Origin of the sequence: Nocardioides sp. Root682 (genome assembly GCF_001427795.1) — a bacterium.
Taxonomy (GTDB): domain Bacteria; phylum Actinomycetota; class Actinomycetes; order Propionibacteriales; family Nocardioidaceae; genus Nocardioides.
The window spans coordinates 1,030,728-1,051,139 of record NZ_LMHJ01000003.1; the positions used below are offsets into that span (position 1 = coordinate 1,030,728).

20 protein-coding genes are annotated in these 20,412 nt (G+C 70.2%); 8 read left to right on the plus strand and 12 right to left on the minus strand.

The genetic code is table 11. From position 1 onward, the window contains the following. Nucleotides 1-29 precede the first annotated feature (29 nt). Genes ASD84_RS20225 through ASD84_RS20235 form a run of 3 tightly spaced genes read right to left on the minus strand, consistent with a single transcriptional unit; the run spans nucleotide 30 to nucleotide 3,972 of the window. On the minus strand, nucleotides 30-701 hold the full coding sequence (locus tag ASD84_RS20225; RefSeq protein ID WP_056714407.1) for a hypothetical protein: 672 nt from the start codon (nucleotides 699-701) through the stop codon (nucleotides 30-32). Beyond that, nucleotides 698-2,872, minus strand: a complete 2,175-nt coding sequence (locus ASD84_RS20230; RefSeq protein WP_056714410.1) for a hypothetical protein — start codon at nucleotides 2,870-2,872, stop codon at nucleotides 698-700. The genes ASD84_RS20225 and ASD84_RS20230 overlap by 4 nt, the downstream gene beginning before the upstream one ends. Continuing rightward, the gene (locus ASD84_RS20235; RefSeq protein WP_056714412.1) at nucleotides 2,869-3,972 is read right to left on the minus strand and encodes a hypothetical protein; all 1,104 of its coding nucleotides are present in this window, start codon (nucleotides 3,970-3,972) and stop codon (nucleotides 2,869-2,871) included. The genes ASD84_RS20230 and ASD84_RS20235 overlap by 4 nt, the downstream gene beginning before the upstream one ends. A 147-nt stretch (nucleotides 3,973-4,119) precedes the next feature. On the opposite strand from ASD84_RS20235, the gene ASD84_RS20240 reads away from it, so the two are divergent. Together ASD84_RS20240 and rlmN are read left to right on the plus strand one after the other, a co-directional pair. Then, on the plus strand, nucleotides 4,120-4,485 hold the full coding sequence (locus ASD84_RS20240) for a hypothetical protein (RefSeq protein ID WP_056714415.1): 366 nt from the start codon (nucleotides 4,120-4,122) through the stop codon (nucleotides 4,483-4,485). Between the two features lie 42 nt (nucleotides 4,486-4,527). Then, nucleotides 4,528-5,661, plus strand: a complete 1,134-nt coding sequence (gene rlmN, locus ASD84_RS20245; protein ID WP_056714418.1) for a 23S rRNA (adenine(2503)-C(2))-methyltransferase RlmN — start codon at nucleotides 4,528-4,530, stop codon at nucleotides 5,659-5,661. 13 nt (nucleotides 5,662-5,674) lie between these two features. On the opposite strand, the gene ASD84_RS20250 is transcribed toward rlmN, so the two are convergent. Continuing rightward, nucleotides 5,675-7,429, minus strand: a complete 1,755-nt coding sequence (locus ASD84_RS20250; RefSeq protein ID WP_156392228.1) for a TIGR03767 family metallophosphoesterase — start codon at nucleotides 7,427-7,429, stop codon at nucleotides 5,675-5,677. A 121-nt stretch (nucleotides 7,430-7,550) separates the two neighbouring features. Here ASD84_RS20250 and ASD84_RS20255 point away from each other — a divergent pair, with 121 nt between their 5' ends. Further along, nucleotides 7,551-8,681: a glycosyltransferase family 4 protein gene (locus tag ASD84_RS20255; RefSeq protein WP_056714423.1), complete on the plus strand. Its 1,131-nt coding sequence runs from the start codon at nucleotides 7,551-7,553 to the stop codon at nucleotides 8,679-8,681. Here the strand turns inward: ASD84_RS20255 and ASD84_RS20260 are convergent. Genes ASD84_RS20260 through ASD84_RS20275 form a run of 4 tightly spaced genes read right to left on the minus strand, consistent with a single transcriptional unit; the run spans nucleotide 8,662 to nucleotide 11,731 of the window. Continuing rightward, nucleotides 8,662-9,609: an LOG family protein gene (locus ASD84_RS20260; RefSeq protein ID WP_056714425.1), complete on the minus strand. Its 948-nt coding sequence runs from the start codon at nucleotides 9,607-9,609 to the stop codon at nucleotides 8,662-8,664. The genes ASD84_RS20255 and ASD84_RS20260 overlap by 20 nt on opposite strands. 27 nt (nucleotides 9,610-9,636) lie before the next feature. Beyond that, nucleotides 9,637-10,410, minus strand: coding sequence for an SDR family NAD(P)-dependent oxidoreductase (locus ASD84_RS20265; RefSeq protein ID WP_056714428.1), 774 nt, complete (start codon nucleotides 10,408-10,410; stop codon nucleotides 9,637-9,639). Continuing rightward, nucleotides 10,407-10,880, minus strand: coding sequence for a nuclear transport factor 2 family protein (locus tag ASD84_RS20270; RefSeq protein WP_056714431.1), 474 nt, complete (start codon nucleotides 10,878-10,880; stop codon nucleotides 10,407-10,409). The genes ASD84_RS20265 and ASD84_RS20270 overlap by 4 nt, the downstream gene beginning before the upstream one ends. Beyond that, nucleotides 10,877-11,731: a TIGR03619 family F420-dependent LLM class oxidoreductase gene (locus ASD84_RS20275; RefSeq protein WP_056714432.1), complete on the minus strand. Its 855-nt coding sequence runs from the start codon at nucleotides 11,729-11,731 to the stop codon at nucleotides 10,877-10,879. The genes ASD84_RS20270 and ASD84_RS20275 overlap by 4 nt, the downstream gene beginning before the upstream one ends. Before the next feature lie 178 nt (nucleotides 11,732-11,909). Here ASD84_RS20275 and ASD84_RS20280 point away from each other — a divergent pair, with 178 nt between their 5' ends. Continuing rightward, on the plus strand, nucleotides 11,910-12,755 hold the full coding sequence (locus ASD84_RS20280) for an IclR family transcriptional regulator (protein WP_056714435.1): 846 nt from the start codon (nucleotides 11,910-11,912) through the stop codon (nucleotides 12,753-12,755). 45 nt (nucleotides 12,756-12,800) lie between these two features. Here ASD84_RS20280 and ASD84_RS20285 read toward each other — a convergent pair whose 3' ends face one another. The 3 genes from ASD84_RS20285 to ASD84_RS20295 are packed head-to-tail and all read right to left on the minus strand — an operon-like array spanning nucleotide 12,801 to nucleotide 15,042. Further along, nucleotides 12,801-13,592, minus strand: coding sequence for an SDR family NAD(P)-dependent oxidoreductase (locus ASD84_RS20285; protein ID WP_056714437.1), 792 nt, complete (start codon nucleotides 13,590-13,592; stop codon nucleotides 12,801-12,803). Next, nucleotides 13,589-13,909 (minus strand): hypothetical protein, encoded by a 321-nt coding sequence (locus ASD84_RS20290; protein ID WP_056714440.1) that lies wholly within the window; start codon nucleotides 13,907-13,909, stop codon nucleotides 13,589-13,591. The genes ASD84_RS20285 and ASD84_RS20290 overlap by 4 nt, the downstream gene beginning before the upstream one ends. Next, on the minus strand, nucleotides 13,909-15,042 hold the full coding sequence (locus tag ASD84_RS20295) for a Rieske 2Fe-2S domain-containing protein (RefSeq protein ID WP_056714444.1): 1,134 nt from the start codon (nucleotides 15,040-15,042) through the stop codon (nucleotides 13,909-13,911). The genes ASD84_RS20290 and ASD84_RS20295 overlap by 1 nt, the downstream gene beginning before the upstream one ends. A gap of 137 nt (nucleotides 15,043-15,179) precedes the next feature. Between ASD84_RS20295 and ASD84_RS20300 the strand changes: the two genes are divergently transcribed. Both ASD84_RS20300 and ASD84_RS20305 read left to right on the plus strand, forming a co-directional pair. After that, complete coding sequence (locus ASD84_RS20300) at nucleotides 15,180-15,800, plus strand: TetR family transcriptional regulator (RefSeq protein WP_056714449.1); 621 nt, start codon at nucleotides 15,180-15,182, stop codon at nucleotides 15,798-15,800. After that, the gene (locus ASD84_RS20305; protein ID WP_056714453.1) at nucleotides 15,797-16,573 is read left to right on the plus strand and encodes an SDR family oxidoreductase; all 777 of its coding nucleotides are present in this window, start codon (nucleotides 15,797-15,799) and stop codon (nucleotides 16,571-16,573) included. The genes ASD84_RS20300 and ASD84_RS20305 overlap by 4 nt, the downstream gene beginning before the upstream one ends. On the opposite strand, the gene ASD84_RS20310 is transcribed toward ASD84_RS20305, so the two are convergent. Beyond that, nucleotides 16,570-17,328: an SDR family NAD(P)-dependent oxidoreductase gene (locus ASD84_RS20310; RefSeq protein WP_056714456.1), complete on the minus strand. Its 759-nt coding sequence runs from the start codon at nucleotides 17,326-17,328 to the stop codon at nucleotides 16,570-16,572. The genes ASD84_RS20305 and ASD84_RS20310 overlap by 4 nt on opposite strands. 100 nt (nucleotides 17,329-17,428) lie before the next feature. On the opposite strand from ASD84_RS20310, the gene ASD84_RS20315 reads away from it, so the two are divergent. Together ASD84_RS20315 and ASD84_RS20320 are read left to right on the plus strand one after the other, a co-directional pair. After that, the gene (locus ASD84_RS20315) at nucleotides 17,429-19,120 is read left to right on the plus strand and encodes a class I adenylate-forming enzyme family protein (RefSeq protein WP_056714458.1); all 1,692 of its coding nucleotides are present in this window, start codon (nucleotides 17,429-17,431) and stop codon (nucleotides 19,118-19,120) included. Then, nucleotides 19,117-20,370 (plus strand): NADH:flavin oxidoreductase, encoded by a 1,254-nt coding sequence (locus ASD84_RS20320; RefSeq protein ID WP_056714461.1) that lies wholly within the window; start codon nucleotides 19,117-19,119, stop codon nucleotides 20,368-20,370. Before ASD84_RS20315 ends, ASD84_RS20320 begins: the two co-directional genes overlap by 4 nt. Nucleotides 20,371-20,412: the final 42 nt, after the last annotated feature.

Below are 20,412 nucleotides of genomic sequence, written 5' to 3' on the forward strand. Positions count from 1 at the left end.
ACCACTGTCACAGAGCGGTCAACCCCTGCTCACTCCGCGGTGACCGCGACCCGCAGACCGACGTCGTACCTGTCGGCGCCGGACGACATGGTTCCGGCGAGGACGACGCCCTCGGGACCGGGGTGGCGGTTGCGAAGGACGCCGACGGCACGTAGCTCCGGCGGCAGGGTGAGCGCCGCACCGAGGTACCCGACGACCTCCGCCTCGTCGGTGATGAAGATGGTGGTCTCGCCCTCGACGAACTCCGCGTCGCGCAGGCTGAGGTCGATCGGATCGGATCCGCGGGACTCCACGGTCAGCATGACCGGGCCGTCGGCGCCGGACTGACGGGCCGACAGCGCAGCCACGGCGACGGCCTCCTGTGCCACGGCTGAGCACTCGGACTGCAGCGAGCGCAGCGCCGTACCGATCTCGTCGGTCTCGCCCCAGAGGCCGCGTCGTCCGCCCGATCCGATCGCTGACCACGCACCCGCGGCAGGCGGCCGGCTGGCCGTGAAGTCGGGCCAGGCGGAGGTCGCGAGGGATTGGGCCAGCCCGAGCACGGAGGCGTCGATGCTGCCGTGCCACCACCCGACCTCGGGACGCTCCGTGTCGGTGGGGCGCGCGTTCACCCGCGTGACGACGCCGTCGTCGGCGAGCACCATCTGCTGGTGGACGGTCGAGGTGACCTGGAACGTGAAGGTCAGCAAGGTCTCGCTCATCGGGTGACCTTCGCGGTGAAGCTCTCCTCGTCGGCCTTCTTCAGCAGGCTGTTGAACTGGCCGACGACCGGCGCGATGAGGTCAGCCCGGAAGCCGGCCTGGCTGACGTCGTTGGAGCTCATCACCGAGCTGCTGTTGTGTCGCACGTCGGTGCCCGCCGATCCCGTCCCCGGGTTGATCTCGCCCACCCCGGGAGCGTAGTTCGCCTTGTTCTGCTGCGCCTGCAACATGGCGTGCAGCTTGGTTGCGATGGCGGTGACGTTGGGATCCGGGGGGCCCTTCGCGGCCAGGGCGCCGGCCTTGAGGCCGACGGTGCTGCTGACCTCGTTCTCGATCTGGGCCTTGAGCTCGGTGAGCTGGTTGTCGACCTTCTCCTGCACGGCGCCGTCCACGAAGGCCATGGCCGCCTTGTTCGCGCTCACCTTGGCGGTCGAGTCGATCAGGCGCCGGAGTCGGATGTAGAGCTGTCCGGTGCCGTTGATCTTGGGGAAGATCCCGGCCGCGATCGCGGCGTCCACCGCGGCCGTGATCTGGGGCGTGACCACCGCGGGTGTGTACGCCGAGTCGAGTCCCTTCCCGGGCTCCGACCACCGCTTGGGGATCTCCTCGAGCTGTCCGAGCAATGTCGTCGAGGGCGCGATCTTCGGCAGCCCGGGACCGCCGATCATGCTGTCGGCGAGCTTCGAGGCCTCCGACTTGCCGCCGCCGGTGGTGCCGAAGTCGGTCACATTGGCCGAGAGGTCGGTGCGGACCGTCACCTCGGAGCCGTCGGCACCCTTGGTCTTGAAATTGCCGTTCATCGCGTTCTGCCAGTCCCAGAAGATCCCCAGCACCATGCTCGAGATGTGCTTCGTCGACGTCGCGGCGAGAGCGTCGGTGGCCCTGGTCAGGTTCGACAGGTTCTGGCCGGTCTGGAAGGCGACCACCGATTCGAGCTGGTGCTTGATCGACTTGGACTTCAGGTGCGGCTCGATCTGGGACACGATGCCCGACCGCAGGCCACTGTCGGCCCACGTGTTCCGCACCGCACCGGTGAGCTGCTTGCGCAGGGTCGGGAACGACTTCGCGAAGGTCTCCGAGATGGTGCCGATGTTGGCGGACATCCGGCCCTCGATGACCGGCATCAGTGCCGCCGTGACCATCAGCCGGACGGTGTGCTGGTCCAGCTCCTTGTCCGCGGTCGCGGCTCCGCCACCCATCTTGTGCAACATCTGGTGGGTCTGGTCGTCACTGCGGAAGTACTCGTCCTGCAGCCCGAGCAGGTGGCCGTACTCGTGGGCGGAGGTGGCGACCAGGTCGGCCTGGCTCGTGTCGCCGTAGTTCTTCTTGGTGTTCATGTACCAGTGGCCGGAGTCGACCGGGTGCGCGCCGTCGCGGTCGGCATCGACGTTGGGTCCGAAGACCCGGATCGTGGCGTGGACGCCCTTGGCCGCCAGGGAGTACTCCGGCTGGGCGAGGAACTTGAGCGGCAGGTTGATCGGGGTGGGCGCCGGCGCGGGAGCCGCCTTGCCGTCCGGTCCCGGGGGACCGGCCTTCGGCACGGTCTTGCTGTTGAGGTCGAAGTGGTCCCAGGCGGCGGTGATCCCCTTGACCTGGGTCGCGATGAAGGTGCGGCGCTTGTCGCCCGCGGGGATCTCCTTGGGGGTGCCGATGTCCCTGGCGAACGTCGGGTCCGGTTGCTTGTTGCCGGCCTTGTCGAGAGCGAAGCCGCCGGCCTTGTTCTTCAGCCACTTGTTCTCGCCACGGTTCTGCTGGACGAACTGGATCTTGACGGTGACCAGGGCGTGGTCAGCCTTGCGGTCGATCTCGTACTCGATGTTGGGGTTCGGGTTGGCGTAGCCGGTCGGGACGAACTGCTTGGCCGCCGCCGTCAGCGGAGCGGCGGCTGCGGCAGCCGGTGCCGCGGGGTCCTCGTAGAGCGTCTCGCCGGTGTCGGCGTACTTCACCGGAACCCGCTGGATCACCTCACGGCCGTCGGCCTTCGAACCCATCCAGGAGGACAGGCGGGTGTTCCCGACCTCTCGGCCCAGGCGCTGCATGGACGTGGGCCCCATCGGTCCGGTGACAGGCGTCTGCTCGGGAGGCAGGAGATGGGCCTTCGAGCGCAGGTCGTCCTCCCGCCGGAGGGATTCCTGGCGGGAGGGCTCGGGCTCGCGTGCCCGCTCCCTCATGTCGGTGCCTGTTCCAGCCCTGCCGCCTTGCGCCACGACGCCTCGATCTGCGCCCGGATGTCGTCGACAGGGGCGATGGTGGCGATCACACCGTTCTCGTCGACCACGATGCACTCGGTGAGCGCCGGCAGCTCGTCCAGCCGCACCCGGACGCTGGCGGCGGGCCGTGGCTGCAGGTACTTCTCGCGGTAGGTGCACTTCCAGGCGTCGTAGTAGCGGCAGTACAGCGGGCGCTCGGGTTGGCCGTAGACACCGCAGCGCCCGTCGGTGAGATGGCGACAGGTGGTCTTGATCGCGAGGGACCATCCGGCGTCCGAGACCGACAGCTCGACACCGGGGAAGCCGAGGCAGAACTGGAAGAAGTCGAGCGAGCTCTTGGTGGTGGGGAATCCCTGTGCGAACTCGAGGGTCTCGCAGCACGGCGCCGAGCAGGTGTCGCACGGCTGCGGGTTGTCGGCGAAGGGAAGCTGCCGCCGGTGGGCCGGCGTCGGGTCCTCGGCTCCGACGACCTCCGCGTGCCAGCGCTCGTAGGCGTGGTCGGACGGCACCGGGGCCGCCTCGTCCCACGGCACCTCGTCGCTGACACTGGCGAGCGCGTTCACCAGCTCGTCCCAGTCGGGGATGCCGATCACGTTCCTCGCGTCGTCGAACTCGACGCGTTCGGTGATGAAGTCGAGCCGGGCCCGGTCGACGAAGACGAAGTCCGCGGTCACCGACTTCGTCATCGAGCGCTTGTACCAGCACTGGTAGGGGCTGTAGTTCTGGCAGATGTTCGGTTGCTTGTCCGTGGCGTGCACGGTGCAGGCCATGTGCTCGGTGTCGAGGAACCGGCACGGGTTGACGTAGTAGACGCTCCACTCGCCGGTGCGGGTCACGCCGAGCCGGATCCGGTCGAAGTTGAGCAGGTAGGCGGCGTACGAGAGATCACCGACCGTGCTGACGCTGAAGGTGTGCACGGGCAGGTGCGTGCAGCACGGCGAGGTGCTGCAGGTCGCGCAGGGCGATTCGAGCGCCTCGCCGTAGGTCAGCGTGCGCGCAGAGGGATCCACGACGCCGGCCGCGATGCTCCGCCACGGAATGAACACGGGGGCCTGCGTCATGAGGTGCCCGTCCACCACAGCATGGGCAAAATCTATGGCGGGACGGCTCGGGGCCGCGACGACCGGGTGGCGGACGATCGGGCGCCCTGCGCTGCCCCTTCGGGCAGTTGGGCGTGGTGTGGCCCACACCGATACGATCGCCCAGACATGGACGAGGCAGATCAGGCGCGCGACGCCGGAACCGAGGCGGCGGACCGTTCGCGGCGACCCGACTGGTTCCATCGTGGGCACCCGGTGTTCTTCCCCCTCGCGGGTTTCTTCACCGGCATGGTCTCGATCATCGTCGTCCCCGGCCTCTATGCGGCCGTTCTCCGCTGGCTCGTGGGCTACCACCGCGCCGAGGAGCTCTTCCCGTTCGTGCTGCTCCTGCTGGCGATCCCCATCGGCCTGCTGGTGCCCCACCACACGCGGCGCTTTGCGCGCTACATGTTGCTGGGGACGGTGGCGACCCTCGTGGTCGCGGTCGGGGTCGCCGGGGCCGTGCTCTGGTTCCTGCTCAAGCGCGACGCCTGACGTTTCGGCGTCCGTCGGCGCAGGTGGGACAATCGATCCACGATGACCGACCAGCCAGACTCCGCCCGGCGCCCGCTCCCGCTCGTGTTCGACGAGCCGCGCGGCCGCAAGAAGCCGCCGCGCCACCTCGCCGACCTGACCGCGGCCGAGCGCAAGGACCTCCTGGTCGAGATGGGCCTGCCGGGCTTCCGGGCCAAGCAGGTCGCCACGCACTACTTCTCGCGCCTCGCCGATGCCCCCGAGCAGATGACCGACCTGCCGGCCGCCCAGCGAGCCGAGCTGGTCACGGCGCTGCTGCCCGACCTGATGACGCCGTTGCGCACCCTCGAGGCCGACAAGGGCACCACCCGCAAGACGTTGTGGAAGCTCTTCGACGGATCGCTCGTCGAGTCGGTGCTGATGCGCTACCCCGGGCGGGTCACCATGTGTGTCTCCAGCCAGGCCGGTTGCGGCATGGCGTGCCCGTTCTGCGCGACCGGCCAGGGTGGCCTGCAGCGGAACATGTCGACCGCGGAGATCGTGGAGCAGGTCATCGCCGGCGCCCGTTCACTCGAACGCGGCGAGGTGCCCGGTGGCGGCGGTCGCGTCAACAACGTGGTGTTCATGGGCATGGGGGAGCCGATGGCCAACTACAAGGCCGTCATCGGCGCCGTACGACGCCTCACGGATCCCGCGCCCGACGGCTACGGCATGTCGGCGCGCGGCATCACCGTCTCCACCGTCGGCCTCGTGCCCCGGATGAAGCAGCTCGCCGACGAGGGCATCCCCGTCACGCTGGCGCTCAGCCTGCACGCCCCTGACGACGAGCTGCGCAACACGCTGGTCCCGATCAACACCCGCTTCTCCGTCGCCGAGACGGTCGACGCGGCCTACGAGTACTTCGTGAAGACCAAGCGTCGCGTCTCGATCGAGTACGCCATGATGCGCGAGATCAACGACCAGGCTTGGCGCGCGGACCTGCTGGCCGACGTGCTGAACGAACGTGGCCACGGCTGGGTGCACGTCAACCTGATCCCGCTCAACCCCACTCCGGGGTCGAAGTGGACGGCGTCCGACCCGAAGGACGAGCGCGAGTTCGTCCGTCGGCTCGAGGCCAAGGGCGTGCCGACGACCGTCCGCGACACCCGTGGCTCCGAGATCGACGGCGCCTGCGGACAGCTCGCCGCAGTCGAGTAGGTCTCGACCGACGTCACGCCAGCGGGTTGCCCACCAGCAGCTCGACGTTGCGGTCGTCCGCCGTACCGAGGCCACTGCTGTGGTCGTGCCAGTCGTTCGCGGCGAGCTCGCGGGCGAGGCTGGCCAGCTGCGTCGGGTTGGCGAGGTTCGCGTTGGACGCCGGACCGGTGTGATCGACCATCGTGGTGAAGATCGACAGGCTGCCGTCGGTGTTGTCGGCGACCTCGATGATCCGGGCCTGCTGCGGCCAGTCGATGTGCGAGGCCGTGGTGATCTCCCACAGGCCGCCGCCACCGGTGCGGGGCCGCGGCGTGATCTTGTTGGTGTGGGTGTGGCCGTTGACCCACGCGATGACCTGCGGGTGCGAGAGCAGCTCCGTGAGCACCGTTCCGCCGGTGACCCGCGTCTCGAGGCTGCCGCCGGTGGCGATGAGCGGGTTGCCCATGGTGTCGGACGTGTGGTGGCTGAAGACCATCACGATCTTGTCGGCCGAGGCGGCCAGCAGGTTCGTGAGCCAGGTGAACTGGGTCTTGTCGAGGGAGCCGTCGGCGTACCCGTTGGGGTTCACGGTGTCGAGGACGATGAAGCGGAAGCTGCCCTGGTCGAAGGTGTAGTAGGCCGTGCCCTGCTGCCGGTTCGCGGTCGTGAACCCGTGGCCGAAGGGGGCCCCGCCCATCGCGAAGTGCTGCTCGACGACCTGCTTGCGGGTGAGCAGGCGACGGTTGAGGTCGGGGGTGACGACCCGGACGCCCGCATTGGTGACTCCGGAGAGCAGGTTCGTGATGACCGCTGCCGGGTCGCTCATCAGGTTGTCGAGGACCTCGGCCGGGTTGATGCCGGTCGGGGGAGAGACGACCTTGAGCGCTCCGAGGGCGAGCAGGTTGAGCTGGAGCGTGCTGGTGGGGAAGTTGCCCTGGACGAGCCCGTCGTGGTTGCCGAACACGGAGTACCACGGGATGTCGAGGCCCTCGGCCTCGAACTGACGGCGGGCGGCGGTGAGCAGGCCCGGCACGACCGGGAAGCCGTACTCCTTGCGCGGGCGGTCCACCGGCTTGCCCAGGGGGGCGCCGTCCGGGTGCCAGTAGGCGGTGTCGTACGTCAGGGCGTTGCCGTCCGCGACGCCCTCCCAGCGGGTCAGGTTGCCGGAGTCGACGCGGACCTGCCCGCCGTTGAGGAGGCCGATGTTCCAGCGGACCTCGTTGAGCTGCGAGTTGTCGGAGTTGTCACCGGTCTGGATGGCCAGTGCCAGGGGCTTGCCGGTGACCGGGCCATTGGCGACCTGGTTGATGGCACGGACCATCGAGTCCGCCACCTGTCCGGTCAACATCTCGTGGGGGCGGTACGACGACGACAGCAGCCCCGTCGCGACAGGCGAGCCCGGGTCCTCGAGCCGGTCGACCCACTCCAGGCGCAGGGGCGACTGGGCGTCGACGATGTGGACGTCGCTGAGCTGCACGAACGCGAGCAGGCCCTGGCGCGCGGCGGCACGACCTGCTCCCGCTTCGATGCCGAGGGCCATTCGGGTGCCGTGGGGCTCGCCGGCGACCGCGAGCACCTTGCGGTAGCCCAGCGCGTTGGGCGTGCCCGTCGTGTACGTCTGCTGCAGCGTCGCAGCCGTCGTCGCAGCCGTCGACGCCGCGGTGGAGGCAGCTGCGGTCGACGCGGAGGCCGCTCCTCCCCGCATCACTCCGGGCAGCGCGGTGGCGGCTGCGGCGAGCCCGCCCGCGGCGATGGTCTGACGGATCAATTGACGGCGAGAGATCTCCACGGGTCTCAAACGACGCAACAGTGACCCGGGTCACGTCGTACGCCAGTCGTTCACGAGGCAGTCGCCCGACACTCGCGCAACGGTGGGCGAGCGTTGCGGAACGCTGCCTAGCGTGCGAGCCATGGACAAGCTGCGCGTCATGGTGGTGGCCGAGTCGTTCCTCCCGCAGATCAACGGTGTCACGAACTCCGTGCGGCGGGTCCTGGAGCACCTCGCCGCCCAGGGCCATCAGGCCGAATTGGTTGCTCCGACCGGACCGGACACCTATGCCGGGTTCCGGCTGCGCCGCGCCCGCGGTGCGAACCTGCCGTTCTACCCCGACTTCCGCGTGGGCCTCGAGACGCGTCGCCGGTTGCGGGCGATGATGCTGCAGTACGGCCCCGACGTCGTCCACATCGCCTCGCCCGCCACGCTCGGCTACCAGGCCGCGCGCGCCGCGGAGGAGCTCGGGATCCCGACGGTGGCGATCTACCAGACCGACCTCGTCGGCTTCGCCGAGCGGTACGACGTCCCGGGCGGTGTCCGCGCGGCCGCTCGCCTGACGCGCCGGATCCACCACCACGTCGACCGCACCCTGGCGCCCTCGACTGCCAGCATCGACCAGCTGCAGGAGCTCGGCGTCCCCGCCGTGCACCGCTGGGGCCGCGGCGTCGACCTGGCTGCCTTCCATCCCCGTCACCGCGACGGCGCGCTGCGCCGCCTGCTCGCCCCCGAGGGCCAGCTGATCGTCGGCTACGTCGGACGCCTCGCCGCGGAGAAGGAGCTGGACCTCCTCACGCACCTCGCCGACGACCCCCGCTACCAGCTGGTGCTCGTCGGCGGCGGTCCGGAGGAGCAGCGGCTCCGCGGCGTCCTCGGCCGGCGCGCGACCTTCCTGGGACTGCTGCACGGCGACGACCTCAGCCGGGCCTACGCCTCGCTCGACGTCTTCGTCCACACCGGTCGCTACGAGACCTACTGCCAGTCCGCGCAGGAAGCACTTGCCTCGGGTGTGCCAGTCGTCGCCCCGGCCCAGGGCGGCCCGATCGACGTCGTGGCGCACGGTGTGACCGGCCTGCTCTACCAGCCGGGCAACGGGGCCGAGCTCGCCGCTTCGGTCGATCGCCTCGCCACCGACGGTGCGCTGCGCCGGGCAATGGGTGTCACCGCCGTTCGTGCCGTGCAGGAGCGGTCCTGGTCCGCGATCAACGAGCAGCTCCTCACGCACTACCGCGCGGTGATCGCGGAGCGGGTCACCTTCCAGGTGGCGTGAACAGGGCCGCCGCCTCGTCGACTGTCTCGACGAGGTGGATGTGCCGCTCCATCGGCCGGCCCCGGGCCAGCGCCTGGAGCAGCGGCCAGGCAGGCAGTGTCTCGGTCCAGTACCTGCGCCCCACCAGGACCATCGGCGCGACCGCGCCCTCGACGGCGTAGTAGTTCTCGCAGGCGTCCTGGAAGATCTCCTGCACGGTGCCGCCTGCGCCCGGCAGGAACACGATTCCCGCGTCGCAGACCTGGAGCAGGATCGCCTCGCGCAGTGCGTTGCGGAAGTACTTCGCGATCGCGGTCGCGAACAGGTTCGGCGGCTCGTGGCCGTAGTGCCAGGTCGGCACGCCCAGCGTCGGTGCCGGCTCGGGACAGAGCGCGAGCGCCTCCCTGGCTGTCGTCGTCCACGCATCCACCGAAGGCAGGAACGACGGCACCCGCGACACCGTGGCGAGCGCGGCGAGGAGCTGTTCGGTGGATCCGTGTGCGAACCGCCCGCCGAGGTTGGCCGCCTCCATCGAGCCCGGGCCGCCTCCGGTCGCGATCACGTGGGTCCGGCCCAGCAGCGCGCCGAGGCGCGCCGCGTCGTCGTACTCGATGCTCCCGCGCTGGGCTGCGTGCCCACCCATCACGCCGACCAGTGAACGGCCGCTGATCCAGGTGGCCAGGGCGGTGTCGATCGCCTGGTCGTGGAGCACCTCGGCGAGAACCTCGGCCGGCCCGGACGTCGAACGCGCCCAGAGGTCGGCCCGCGCGTCGAAGGAGGCCGCGTACTGGGGTCGGTCGTAGAGGTCGTCGGGGGTGTAGAGCTCAGTCCGCTCGAGGTCGAGGCCGACCAGGTGCGCGCACGCGATGGCCGCCGAGGCCGCCTCGATCTGGCGGTCGGCGTCGGTCCGGGACGTGACGACGACGGACCTGGCGCGGGTGCTCCTCACGTCGCGGACGCTACCTCGCCCGTGGTGTCAGGGCAGGTCGGGAGCCCAGGCCACGCCGTTGATGTGTGATCCGCCGTCGGCGTACAGCGTGTTGCCGGTGAGGTAGCGGCAGTCCTCGGAGGCGAGGAAGACGGCGATCGGTGCGATGTCGGTCAGCGGGTCACCGAGCCGTCCCATCGGGTTGGCCGCCTCGGCCGTTGCGGCGATCTCGGGATGCGCCGCGGCCATCCGGTGGAAGGCCGCGCTCCTCGCGCCGGGGCAGATAGCGTTGACGACCACGCCGGTCGGTGCCCATTCCCGGGCAGCGGTCCTGGTCAGTGTGCGGAGCGCCTCCTTGGCGGAGTTGTACTCGAGGGTGCCGACGTGTGCGTTGACGCCGTTGAGGCTGCACATGTTGATGATCCGGCCCCAGCCGGCCGCCTTCATGTGCCCGAAGGCGGCGCGCATCGCCCAGAAGGGTCCGTAGTAGCCCATCGCGAAGCCGCGCTCGAGCATCGCGTCGGTCTTGTTCTCCACGCGACCGACGTCACCGGCGCCCCAGGCATTGTTGACGAGTACGTCGATCGCCCCGAGGTCATCGACGGCGGTTGCAACCATGGCTTCGACCTGGTCGCGGTCGGTGATGTCGACGCGCAGGAACAGGCCGTCGATCTCGCCGGCCAGGGCGCGTCCTCGGTCCTCGGAGACGTCGGCGACCAGGACGCGGGCGCCCTCGGCCGCGTAGGCGCGGGCGATGCCGGCGCCGATGCCGTCAGCAGCACCGGTGACGACTGCCACGCGGCCTGCCAGGCGGCCGGTCATCGGGTGCCGGTGGAGGCGAGCAGGCCGCGGACCTCGGCACTGCCGTCGAGCCCGCGGGTGGTCCGACAGGTCGTCTGCCAGCCCTGCGGGGTGCGCACCAGCTCGAAGCGATTGGCGCCGATGCGGGCCGGGAAGATGCGGCCCTTGTGGCGAACGAGCAGCACGGACTCACAGACGGCGACGGCGGAGTCCCCGTCGACAGTGACATGCGCCGGCCCGAGGAAGTGGCTGCAGCCGGCGCCGATCAGGCCCTGGTGTGCGTCGGAGCGCACCATCGTCTCGATGTCGGCTCGGCTGCGCATGTGGAAGTCCTCGACGTCGTACACGCCGTCCTCGGTCCACAAGGCGGCGACGCGATCGGCTTCACCCGCGTCGACGAGGGGGCCGTACGACGCGACGAGCTGGCTGATCGCCCACTGGTCCTCGAGGAGCTGGAGACGGGCCTCGAGCGCGGTGAGACGGTCGGTCATCGGTTCTCCTCCAGCGCGGCGAGGGCTTCGAGCTGCTCGACGTAGTGGTCCGCCGAGGTGGCGGCGATCTGGACGTTGACGACGGTCGCCCCGGCGTCGCGGGTGCGATCGATGGCTCGGCGAGTGCGGTCGGCCTCGCCGATGGGGTCGATCGGGCGGCCGGCACCGAGGACGACCTCGAAGCCGTCGGGCAGCGTGGCCGTGTCGAGCATCTTCCGAAGCTGGTCGTGGGGCAGGCCGAAGGGCACCCAGCCGGTGCCGAGCTCGCGCGCGCGGCGCAGGCTGCGCGGTGTGTACCCGCCGATCCAGAACGGCACCTCCTGCTGCAGGGCGTGCGGGTCCATGACCAGGCCGTCGTAGCTGAAGTGCGGGCCGTCGTACGACGGAAGGGGCTGGGACATCGACGCGCGCAGTGCCGCGAGGGCGTCATCAGCGATGGCGCCGCGGCCCGCGAACTCGCCGCCGAGCAGGGCGAACTCCTCCTCGATGGAGCCGACGCCGAAGCCGAGGACCAGGCGTCCGTTGCTGATCAGGTCGAGGGTGCCGTAGCGCTTCGCGATGGCCAGGGGGTGGTGGTACCCCAGGACGAGGACCTGTGTCACGAGCCGGATGTTCGTCGTCCGTGCGGCCAGGTAGCTCAGCGTGGCCAGCGGGTCCCAGTAGGTCCCGCCGCGCTGCTCGGCGATCTCGACGGGCACCGCGACGTGCTCGGAGCAGGTCAGGTGGTCGAAGCCGAGCCGGTCGGCGGCCTCGGCGATCCGGGACAGGTCGTCGATGCCGGCGGAGCGCTCCCAGGGTGAGTGGAAGCCCGGGACGGCGGTGACGATCGGGCTGGTGATGCCCAGCAACATGGGGACTCCCTCGTGGGTGCGGCGTTGCGGTCCATCCAAGCCGAACCGGGCCCGGAGGCGTGCGGCTGGTCCCGCTCAGCGGCGGTAGAATGAATTTCAGAAATGGACTTCTCAAGTCGTGTGAGGGGTGTTACCTTCGAACTAGAATTCATTTCAGTTCTGGACCGGGAGGCACATCATGTCGGCGCTGACGATCGAGCGGACCGAGACGACCCAGGAGCGGGAGCTCCCGCCGTCGATGGTCGAACGGATGACCCTGATCCTCGACCTGTTCACCACGCGCGAGTCGCGCGAGACGCTGGAGCAGATCGTTCGCACCACGGGCCTGCCCCGGTCGACGGCGCACCGGATCCTCGACCAGCTGGTCCGCCTCGAATGGCTGGAGCATTCGGCCCAGGGCTACGGCCTGGGCCGGCGTTCGCTCGTCCTCGGCGGCGGCGCCGAGGACCACAGCGACCTGCGCTCCGCCGCCTCGCCCTATCTCCACGACCTGCTGATCCGCACCGGCGCGGTCATCCACCTCGCCGTCCTCGAGGGCGACCAGGTGCGTTACCTCGACAAGATCGGCGGCCGCTTCGCCGCCACTGTCCCCTCGCGTGTCGGCGGTACGGCGCCCGCCCACTGCACCGGCCTCGGCAAGGCGATGCTCGCCTGGCTCGAGCCGGAGTACGTCGACGAGCTGGTCGGCGAGCAGATCCCGGCCCGCACGCCCGCGACGATCTCCGAGGTCGACGCCCTGCACCGTGAGCTCGGCCGGATCCGCGGCCGCAACGGCCTCGCGCTCGAGCGGGGCGAGTGCTTCCCCGACATCGCCTGTGCCGCCGCCGCCATCCGGGGCCCGCGGGGCCCGGTCGGGGCGATCTCGGTCGTCGCTGCGGCCGGCACTGCGCTGGAGCGGGTCGCCCCGCTGGTGGTCGATGCCGTGCGGCGGATCGCGGCCGATCTCTACCCGGACCTTCCGGAGCAGGTCGCCACCCGCAGCTCGCGCGCTGCGACGGTGACCCGGATCCGCACCGCTGGTTGAGGTCCGTCCGATCTGCTCGGGACCTGCCCGACGACCTCGATCAGGTCAGTGACGGGGGACCAGCAGGCGCATGATCTTCTCGGTCCCGGCGACGAGCCGGGACCGGTCGCCGCTCATCCGGCGCTCGACCATCTGTTCGTTGCCACTGATCACGTGCACGGGGCCGTTCGGCAGCGCGGCGAGTCCTTCGCGGGCTACGTCCACGGGCTCGGAGACGTGCATGCCGGGGACGTCGAAGTTCAGCCCCGCGCGCTCCATGGCCGGGGTGCGGGTGACGCCCAGGACGAGCTCGAGCACGTCGACGTCGTACTCGCGGAGCTCGGCCCAGAGGCCCTCGGCGAAGATCCGGCCGAACGCCTTGACGCCCCCGTAGATCGCCTCGGTCGAGGTGCCGACGTAGCCGGCGAGCGAGCCGACGAGCAGGATGCCGCCGCGGCCGCGCTCCTTCATCGGGCGCGCGTAGTGGTGCGTCAGGGCGAGCATCGCGGTGATGTTGAGGTCGATGACGCCCTGGAAGCCGGGCAGGTCGCCCTCGGTGAACGCGCGGCCGTGCGTGTTCGCGCCGGCGTTGTAGACCAGCAGGCCCACCTCGACGTCGGCCGTCGCGCTCGTGACGGCCGCGATGGACGCCGGATCGGTCAGGTCGGCAGCGACGGTGCGGACCTCGACACCGAGGTCGCGGACCGCCGCGGCGGTTGCTTCGAGCGGGCCGGGCGTGCGGGCCACGAGCACGAGGTGGAAGCCGTCGGCGGCCAGCTGGCGGGCGACCTCGGCGCCGACACCTTCGGAGCCTCCGGCGATGACGGCCCAGGGCCCGTACTTCTCGACGTCGGTCATGGGTGTGCCTCCGGATTGGTCGGCAGGGGTTCGTCCGACTGCACGTCGAGCTGCCCCGCGACCGCAGCTGCCCGGATCGCGGCAGTCAGCGCCGAGCACCCCGTGAACGCGTTGCGGTTGGGGCGCTCGGACCCCGCGGTCGTCGTACGGCGTTCCGCGCAGGTGGCCAGCGCGGCGGCGGTCCACTGCAGGGTGGTCTGGTCCCAGCTGCTCTTGCGGGCGAGGACCGTCGCGCCACAGGTGCCGCAGCCGACCGGCTGCATCGGTGCGGCCTCGAGGCGTACGTCGAGGCGTACGTCGGTGCGCGGCGTCGACATCAGCCGCGCCGTGCGGCGAGGTTCTGCTCGACCTCCGCACGCCAGGCCTCGTTGGGCCGCGTGGTGTCGATCTCGAACTCGAACCGGTCGGTCATCTCGGGAGTGACGTCCTCGACGTCGACGTAGAACTGCTGGTACCACCGCCGCAGCTGGTAGACGGGGCCGTCCTCCTCGCACAGCAGCGGGTTGTCGATCCGGGCCTTGCTCTTCCAGATCGCGACGTCCTGCTCGAAGCCGTACTTGATGAACTTGCCGGTCTTGGCCGCCATCAGCTCGGCGTCCGCGTCGGAGATGCCGTCCTTCTTCTCCACGATGATCCCGTACTGGAGGACGAAGGAGTTCTCGTCGATCGGGTAGTGGCAGTTGATCAGGATGGTGTCCACGTCGAGGTCCTCGTAGTGGTAGGTCACCTCGTCGATCATGAAGCTCGGGCCGTGGTACGCCGCGACGCTCGTGGTGCCGAGCACCGTCGGGTTGTTCCTGGAGGGCGTGGCCGGACGCACGTCGTCGCGGCCGGCGCCGTCCATGTACTGGTAGGCGGCCGTGCCCTCGAAGACGTTCTTGAAGTACGTCGGGAAGGAGTAGTGGATGTAGAAGAAGTGGGCCATGTCGACCACGTTGTCGACGATCTCGCGGCAGTTGGCACCCTCGATGACCGTCTCGTACCAGATCCAGTCGGTCCACCTGTCGTCGTCGACCTGCGGGATCCGGGGGATGGTCACGTCGGCCGGTGGCGGGTTGCCCTGTGGGTCGTTCCAGACGAAGAGCATGCCGTCCTGGACCAGGGTGGGCCACGACGCGGTGCGGGCGCGCAACGGAACCCGGCGGGCGTAGGGGATCTGCTTGCAGCGGCCGTCGCCGCCCCAGCGCCAGTCGTGGAACGGGCAGGCGATCTCGTTGCCCTTCACGATGCCCTGGGACAGGTCGCCGCCCATGTGCCGGCAGTAGGCGTCGAGCACGTTGATGGTGCCGTCCTCGCCCGCGAACACGACGAGCTTCTGGCCGAAGGCGTTGATCTGGTGGGGCTTGCCGTCGGTGAGGTCGCGGGCCAGCCCCAGGCAGTGCCAGCCGCGGGCGAACCGCCGCGGACCGGCGTCCACCTCGATCTGGCGGATCTGGTCGTGGGTCGTCATGGCTCGAGTCTGTGAGTCCGGCGCGATGTGCGCCCGATCAGGTCCCACTGAGCGGTAGCCTGCCAACGCCCGGGAGCACGGAGGTCGAGGATGATCACGCCCGCCACCGGGCTCCACCAGCAGAGCAGGAGACACGCGTGCCGCGAATCGCCGAGGCCCGGCAACCGGCCGAGCCCAGCTCCGAGGAGCAGAAGGTCCGCTACCGCCGGATCCTGAAGGCCGCCAGCAAGCTGGGTGCCCAGCACGGACTCGAGCGGATGCAGATGGCAGACGTGGCGAAGGAAGCCGGTGTCGCCATCGCCACGCTCTACCGCTACTTCCCGTCCAAGACCGACCTGTTCGTCGCGGTGCTCCACGGGCAGGTGGACAACCTCAGCGTCGTCGCCGCGCAGGTGCCGGGCGAGGAGGGGCACGCGGCGGCCGTCGCCGACGTGCTGATTGCCGCAGGGCGTCGCCTGCTCGAGCGGCCCCAGCTCGCCACCGCCATGCTCCAGGCCAACAACGCCGCCCAGCTGCAGGGAGGCCGCGAGTACACCGAGGCGAACGCCGCGTTCCACCGGGTGCTGCTGAACGCGCTCGGTGTCGGCGAGGCCGTCGACGAGGACCTGCGGATGGTCCGGATCATCGAACAGACCTGGTACGGCGTCCTGGTGTCCGTGCTGAACGGTGTCATCAACCGCGAGCAGGCCGAGGAGGACGTCCGGCTCGCGGCACGTCTGCTCCTGGGTCCGCGCTACGACGAAGGAAGAACCTCATGAGCCGAGTCATTGCCGTCACCGGAGCTGCGTCCGGCATCGGAGCCGCCACCGCTGGTCTGCTGCGTGAACGCGGGGACCGCGTGATCGGTGTCGACCTCAAGGACGTCGAGGTCTGTGCAGACCTGTCGACGCCCGAGGGGCGCGCGTCCGCGGTCGCGCAGGTCGTCGAGCTCGCGGAAGGTCGACTCGACGGCCTCATCACCTGCGCAGGCCTGAGCCAGGCAGGAGCCGCACAGGTGAGCGTCAACTTCTTCGGTACGACGGACCTGGTCACCGGCCTGCAGCCGGTGCTCGCCGCCGCGCCTGCTCCACGGGTGGCGCTGGTCGGCTCGATCGCGGGCACCCACCCCAACGACGCCGCGATCGTCGCGGCCTGCCTGGCTGGTGACGAGGCCGCTGGCCTGGCTGCCGCCGAGGTGGCCGCCGGAGCCGGTCGGGCGCACGAGATCTACGGGTCGACCAAGGCGGCCCTGACGCAGTGGCTGCGACGGACTGCGGTGACGCCCGAGTTCGCCGGAGCAGGGATCCCGGTGAACGCGATCGCGCCCGGCGTCGTACTCACACCGATGACGGCTGAGCTCGTCTCCGACCCGGAGTGGAAGGCGATCATGGACGCGGCCGTGCCGATGCCGCTCAACGGCTACGCCGAGCCCGAGGTCATCGGCAACGCGCTGCTCTGGCTGATCGCCCCCGAGAACTCCCACATGGCCGGCCAGATGGTGTTCGTCGACGGTGGCGCCGAAGCACTGGGCACGACACTCTTCGCAGGCTAGAAGTGCGCCTGGCCGCCGTCGAGCGGAATGGTCGCGCCGGTGAGGTAGGCCAGGTCGGGACCGACGAGGGCGACGACGGCGCGGCCGATGTCGGCCTCCGGGTCACCGATCCGCTTCATCGGGATGGCGGCCACGAACTCGGCCGCTTCCTCGGGGTTGTTCTCGGTCCACCACTTGAGGCCGGGGGAGAGGGCGTGCGGGGCGATGCTGTTGACGCGGATCCCGTCGGTGGCCCACTCGACTGCCGCAGTGCGGGTCAGTGAGCGCAGCGCGGTCTTGGCGGCGGCGTACCCGCCGTAGGTGGTGGGGTCCCAACGCACCATCGCCGAGGTCACGAGGTTCACGATCGAGCCGCCGCCGGCCGCCACGAGGTGGGGGTGCGCTGCCTGCATGAAGGCGAACGCGGCGAACGGGCCGGAGACGAAGCCCTTGGTGAAGTTCTTCAGGGTCATGTCGAGCAACGGCATCATCGCGCCGTCGTACGCGTTGTTGACGAGCAGGTCGAGGCGGCCGAAGTCGGCGGCGATCCGGTCGACCAACGGGGCGATGGCGTCGGTGTCGAGGAGGTCGAGGCCGTAGGCCTCGGCTCGCACGCCGCGTTCGCGCAGGAGCTCGCAGGTGGCGTCCAGCTTCGAGACCGTGCGGCCGACGACGGCAACCGAGACTCCCTCAGTTGCCAGGGCGAGGGCGATGCCCTGCCCGACTCCCTGGCCTGCGCCGGTGACGATCGCGACCTGTCCGTTCAATGGGTTCATGCCGACATCCTGAGCGCGCCCGACGGTGCCCGGCCGGAGGTGGTCCCGGTCACCGGGAGCACGCGCGCCTGGCTCTCGCTGCTTGCGAATACTCGACGACATGACCACCCAGACTGACCCTGTGGCTGACCCCGTCGCGGCAGCGCACGCTGCCCTGGCGGCGATCTCCGGCCCCGGCGGCCCGAGCGAGATGCGGACCGAAGAGGTCCTCGGTGCCCCGATCCCCGTGTTCGCCGAGCGGTTCCGCGCCCTGCACGAGGTCCTCGCGGCCTCGGTGCAGTACGGCGACCGCACCTACCTCGTCAGCCTCGAGGGTCGCCTGACCTTCGCCGAGCACGCCGCCCGCGTCTCGTCGCTCGCCCAGTCCCTGCGGGAGGAGTACGGCGTCCGGCCGGGCGACCGCGTCGCGATCTCCGCCGCGAACTCGGCCGCCTGGATCGAGTCGTTCTGGGCGGTGGTCTCGATCGGGGCGATCGCCGTCGGGTGCAACGCGTGGTGGTCTCCACGCGAGCTGGCCCACGCGCTGGACCTGACCGAGCCGGTCGTCGTGCTCGCGGACGCGAAGCGAAAGGCTGCCCTGGGTGCTCTGGGTGCTCTGGGTGCTCTGGGTGACCGGGACCTTCCCGTCATCGAATTCGGCGTCGAGCACGAGCGGCTCGCCACGGCCCACCCCGACGCACCGCTGCCCTCGGCCGACGTGGCCGAGGACGACCCGGCGGTCATCCTGTTCACGTCCGGCACCTCGGGCCGACCGAAGGGTGCCGTGCACACGCATCGCAACCTGTGCGCGGTGATCGGCTTCCACCGCTACAACGACATCCTGGCGGCCACCTTCGGCGACCCGGTCGCGCCCGAGGACAAGGTCTACCTGCTGGCGATGCCGCTGTTCCACATCGGCAGCCTGCACAACCTCGCCGTACCGCGGCTCGCGAACGGCAGTACGGCCGCGCTGCACCTCGGCGCCTTCAACCCCGCGACGGTCCTGGAGCTCGTCCAGGGCGCGCGCGTCACCCACTGGGGCGCCGTACCGACGATGGCGAACCGGCTGCTCGAGTTCGACGGCGTGCGGGACTACGACACCTCGTCGCTCTCGGCGTTCTCGCTCGCGTCCGCACCGTCGTCCCCGGCGTTCAAGAAGAAGCTCCGCGACCACCTGCCGTTCGCCGGCGCGCTGGTCGACAGCTACGGCCTGACGGAGTCGTGCACGGCGGTCGCGCTGGCGACGCCGATGGACCTCGCCGAGTCGCCGGGCACGCTCGGTCGCCCGATCATCGGCGTCGAGATGGAGGTGCGTGGCCCGATGGGCGAGGTCCTCCCGCGGGGCGAGGAGGGCGAGATCTGTGTGCGCAGCGCCTACAACATGCTGGGCTACTGGCAGGACCCGCAGGCGACCGCCGACGCGATCGACACCGACCGCTGGCTGCACACGGGCGACATCGGGACGATGGACGAGCAGGGCCGGATCCGGCTCGCCGCCCGCCGTTCGGACCTGATCATCCGCGGCGGCGAGAACGTCTACCCCGCCGAGGTCGAGGGTGTCCTGGTCGACCACCCCGCGGTCAGTGAGGCCGTGGTCCTCGGTGTCCCGCACGACGACCTCGGGCAGGAGGTCGCCGCGGTCGTCGTCCCCGCCGATCCTTCCGGTGACGCGGGCGAGCTGGTCGAGGTCTTGCGTGCGTACGTCGCCACCGAGCTCGCGCACTTCAAGGTGCCCAGCCGCTGGCGGATCGAGCAGCAGCCCTTGCCCCGCAACGCCACCGGCAAGGTCATCCGCCCGGCTGTGAAGCCGTGACTGCATCGAGCTCTCCGCCCGACGTCTTCTCGCCCGGCCAGATCGGACCGGTGCAGCTGCGCAACCGGGTGATCAAGGCGGCGACGTACGAAGGACTCGCGCACCGCGGCCGGGTCACTCGTGACCTGGTGGACTTCCACGCCGCCTACGCCAGGGGCGGGGTCGGCATGACGACCGTCGCCTACCTGGCCGTCGCCAGGGACGGGCGGACCGACCGCCACCAGGTCCTCTGGACCGACGAGGCGATGCCCGGCCTGCGCACGCTGACCGACGCCGTCCACGACGCAGGCGCTGCGGTGTCGGCGCAGATCGGTCACGGCGGACCAGTTGCCGAGGCGCGTGGGAACAGGTCGCCGGCGCTGGCGCCGAGCAGGCGGGTCAACGCGATCGCGATGAACACCTCGCAGGAGGCGACGGTCGCCGACCTCGAGCGCATCGTGGCTGCGCACGCACATGCTGCGGGTCGCGCGGTCGAGGCCGGCTTCGACGCCGTGGAGATCCACCTGGGCCACAACTACCTGGCCAGCGCGTTCCTCAGCCCCAAGCTCAACCACCGCACCGACGAGTACGGCGGCAGCCTCCGCAACCGTGCCCGGCTGGCTCGCGCGATCATGCGCGCCGTCCGTGACGAGGTCGGCGACCGGATCGCGATCATCGCCAAGATGAACATGGACGACGGCGCCCCGGGCGGCTTCTGGCTCGACGAGGCGATACCGGTCGCACAGTGGCTCGAGGCCGACGGCACCCTGGACGCCCTGGAGATGACGGCGGGCAGCTCGCTGCTGAACCCGATGTACCTCTTCAAGGGCGATGTCCCGCTGCAGGAGTTCGCGGGTGTCATGCCGCAGCCGATCAAGGCCGGCGTGAAGATGATCGGCCACCGGTTGCTGAAGAGCTATCCGTACACCGACGGCTATCTGCTGGACGACGCGCGCCAGATTCGTGCCGCGGTCGACCTGCCGATGATCCTGCTCGGCGGCGTCACCGACCGGCCGATGATGGACACCGCGATGGCGGAGGGCTTCGGCTTCGTCGCCATGGCCCGTGCACTGCTGCGCGAGCCCGACCTCGTCAACCGGCTCCAGGCCGACGCGGCCACCCGTTCGCTGTGCAACCACTGCAACAAGTGCATGCCGACGAACTACACCGGCACGCGCTGCGTCCTGGTCGACCGTCGGACCACCCGTGGACCTGACTGGGGCAAGCCTGCGGGCTATGCCGGGCCGGCTCTCGTCGACCCTGGCCGTTGAGTGGGACTCGTCACACGCGGTCGGTACTCCAGGTGGGAGATT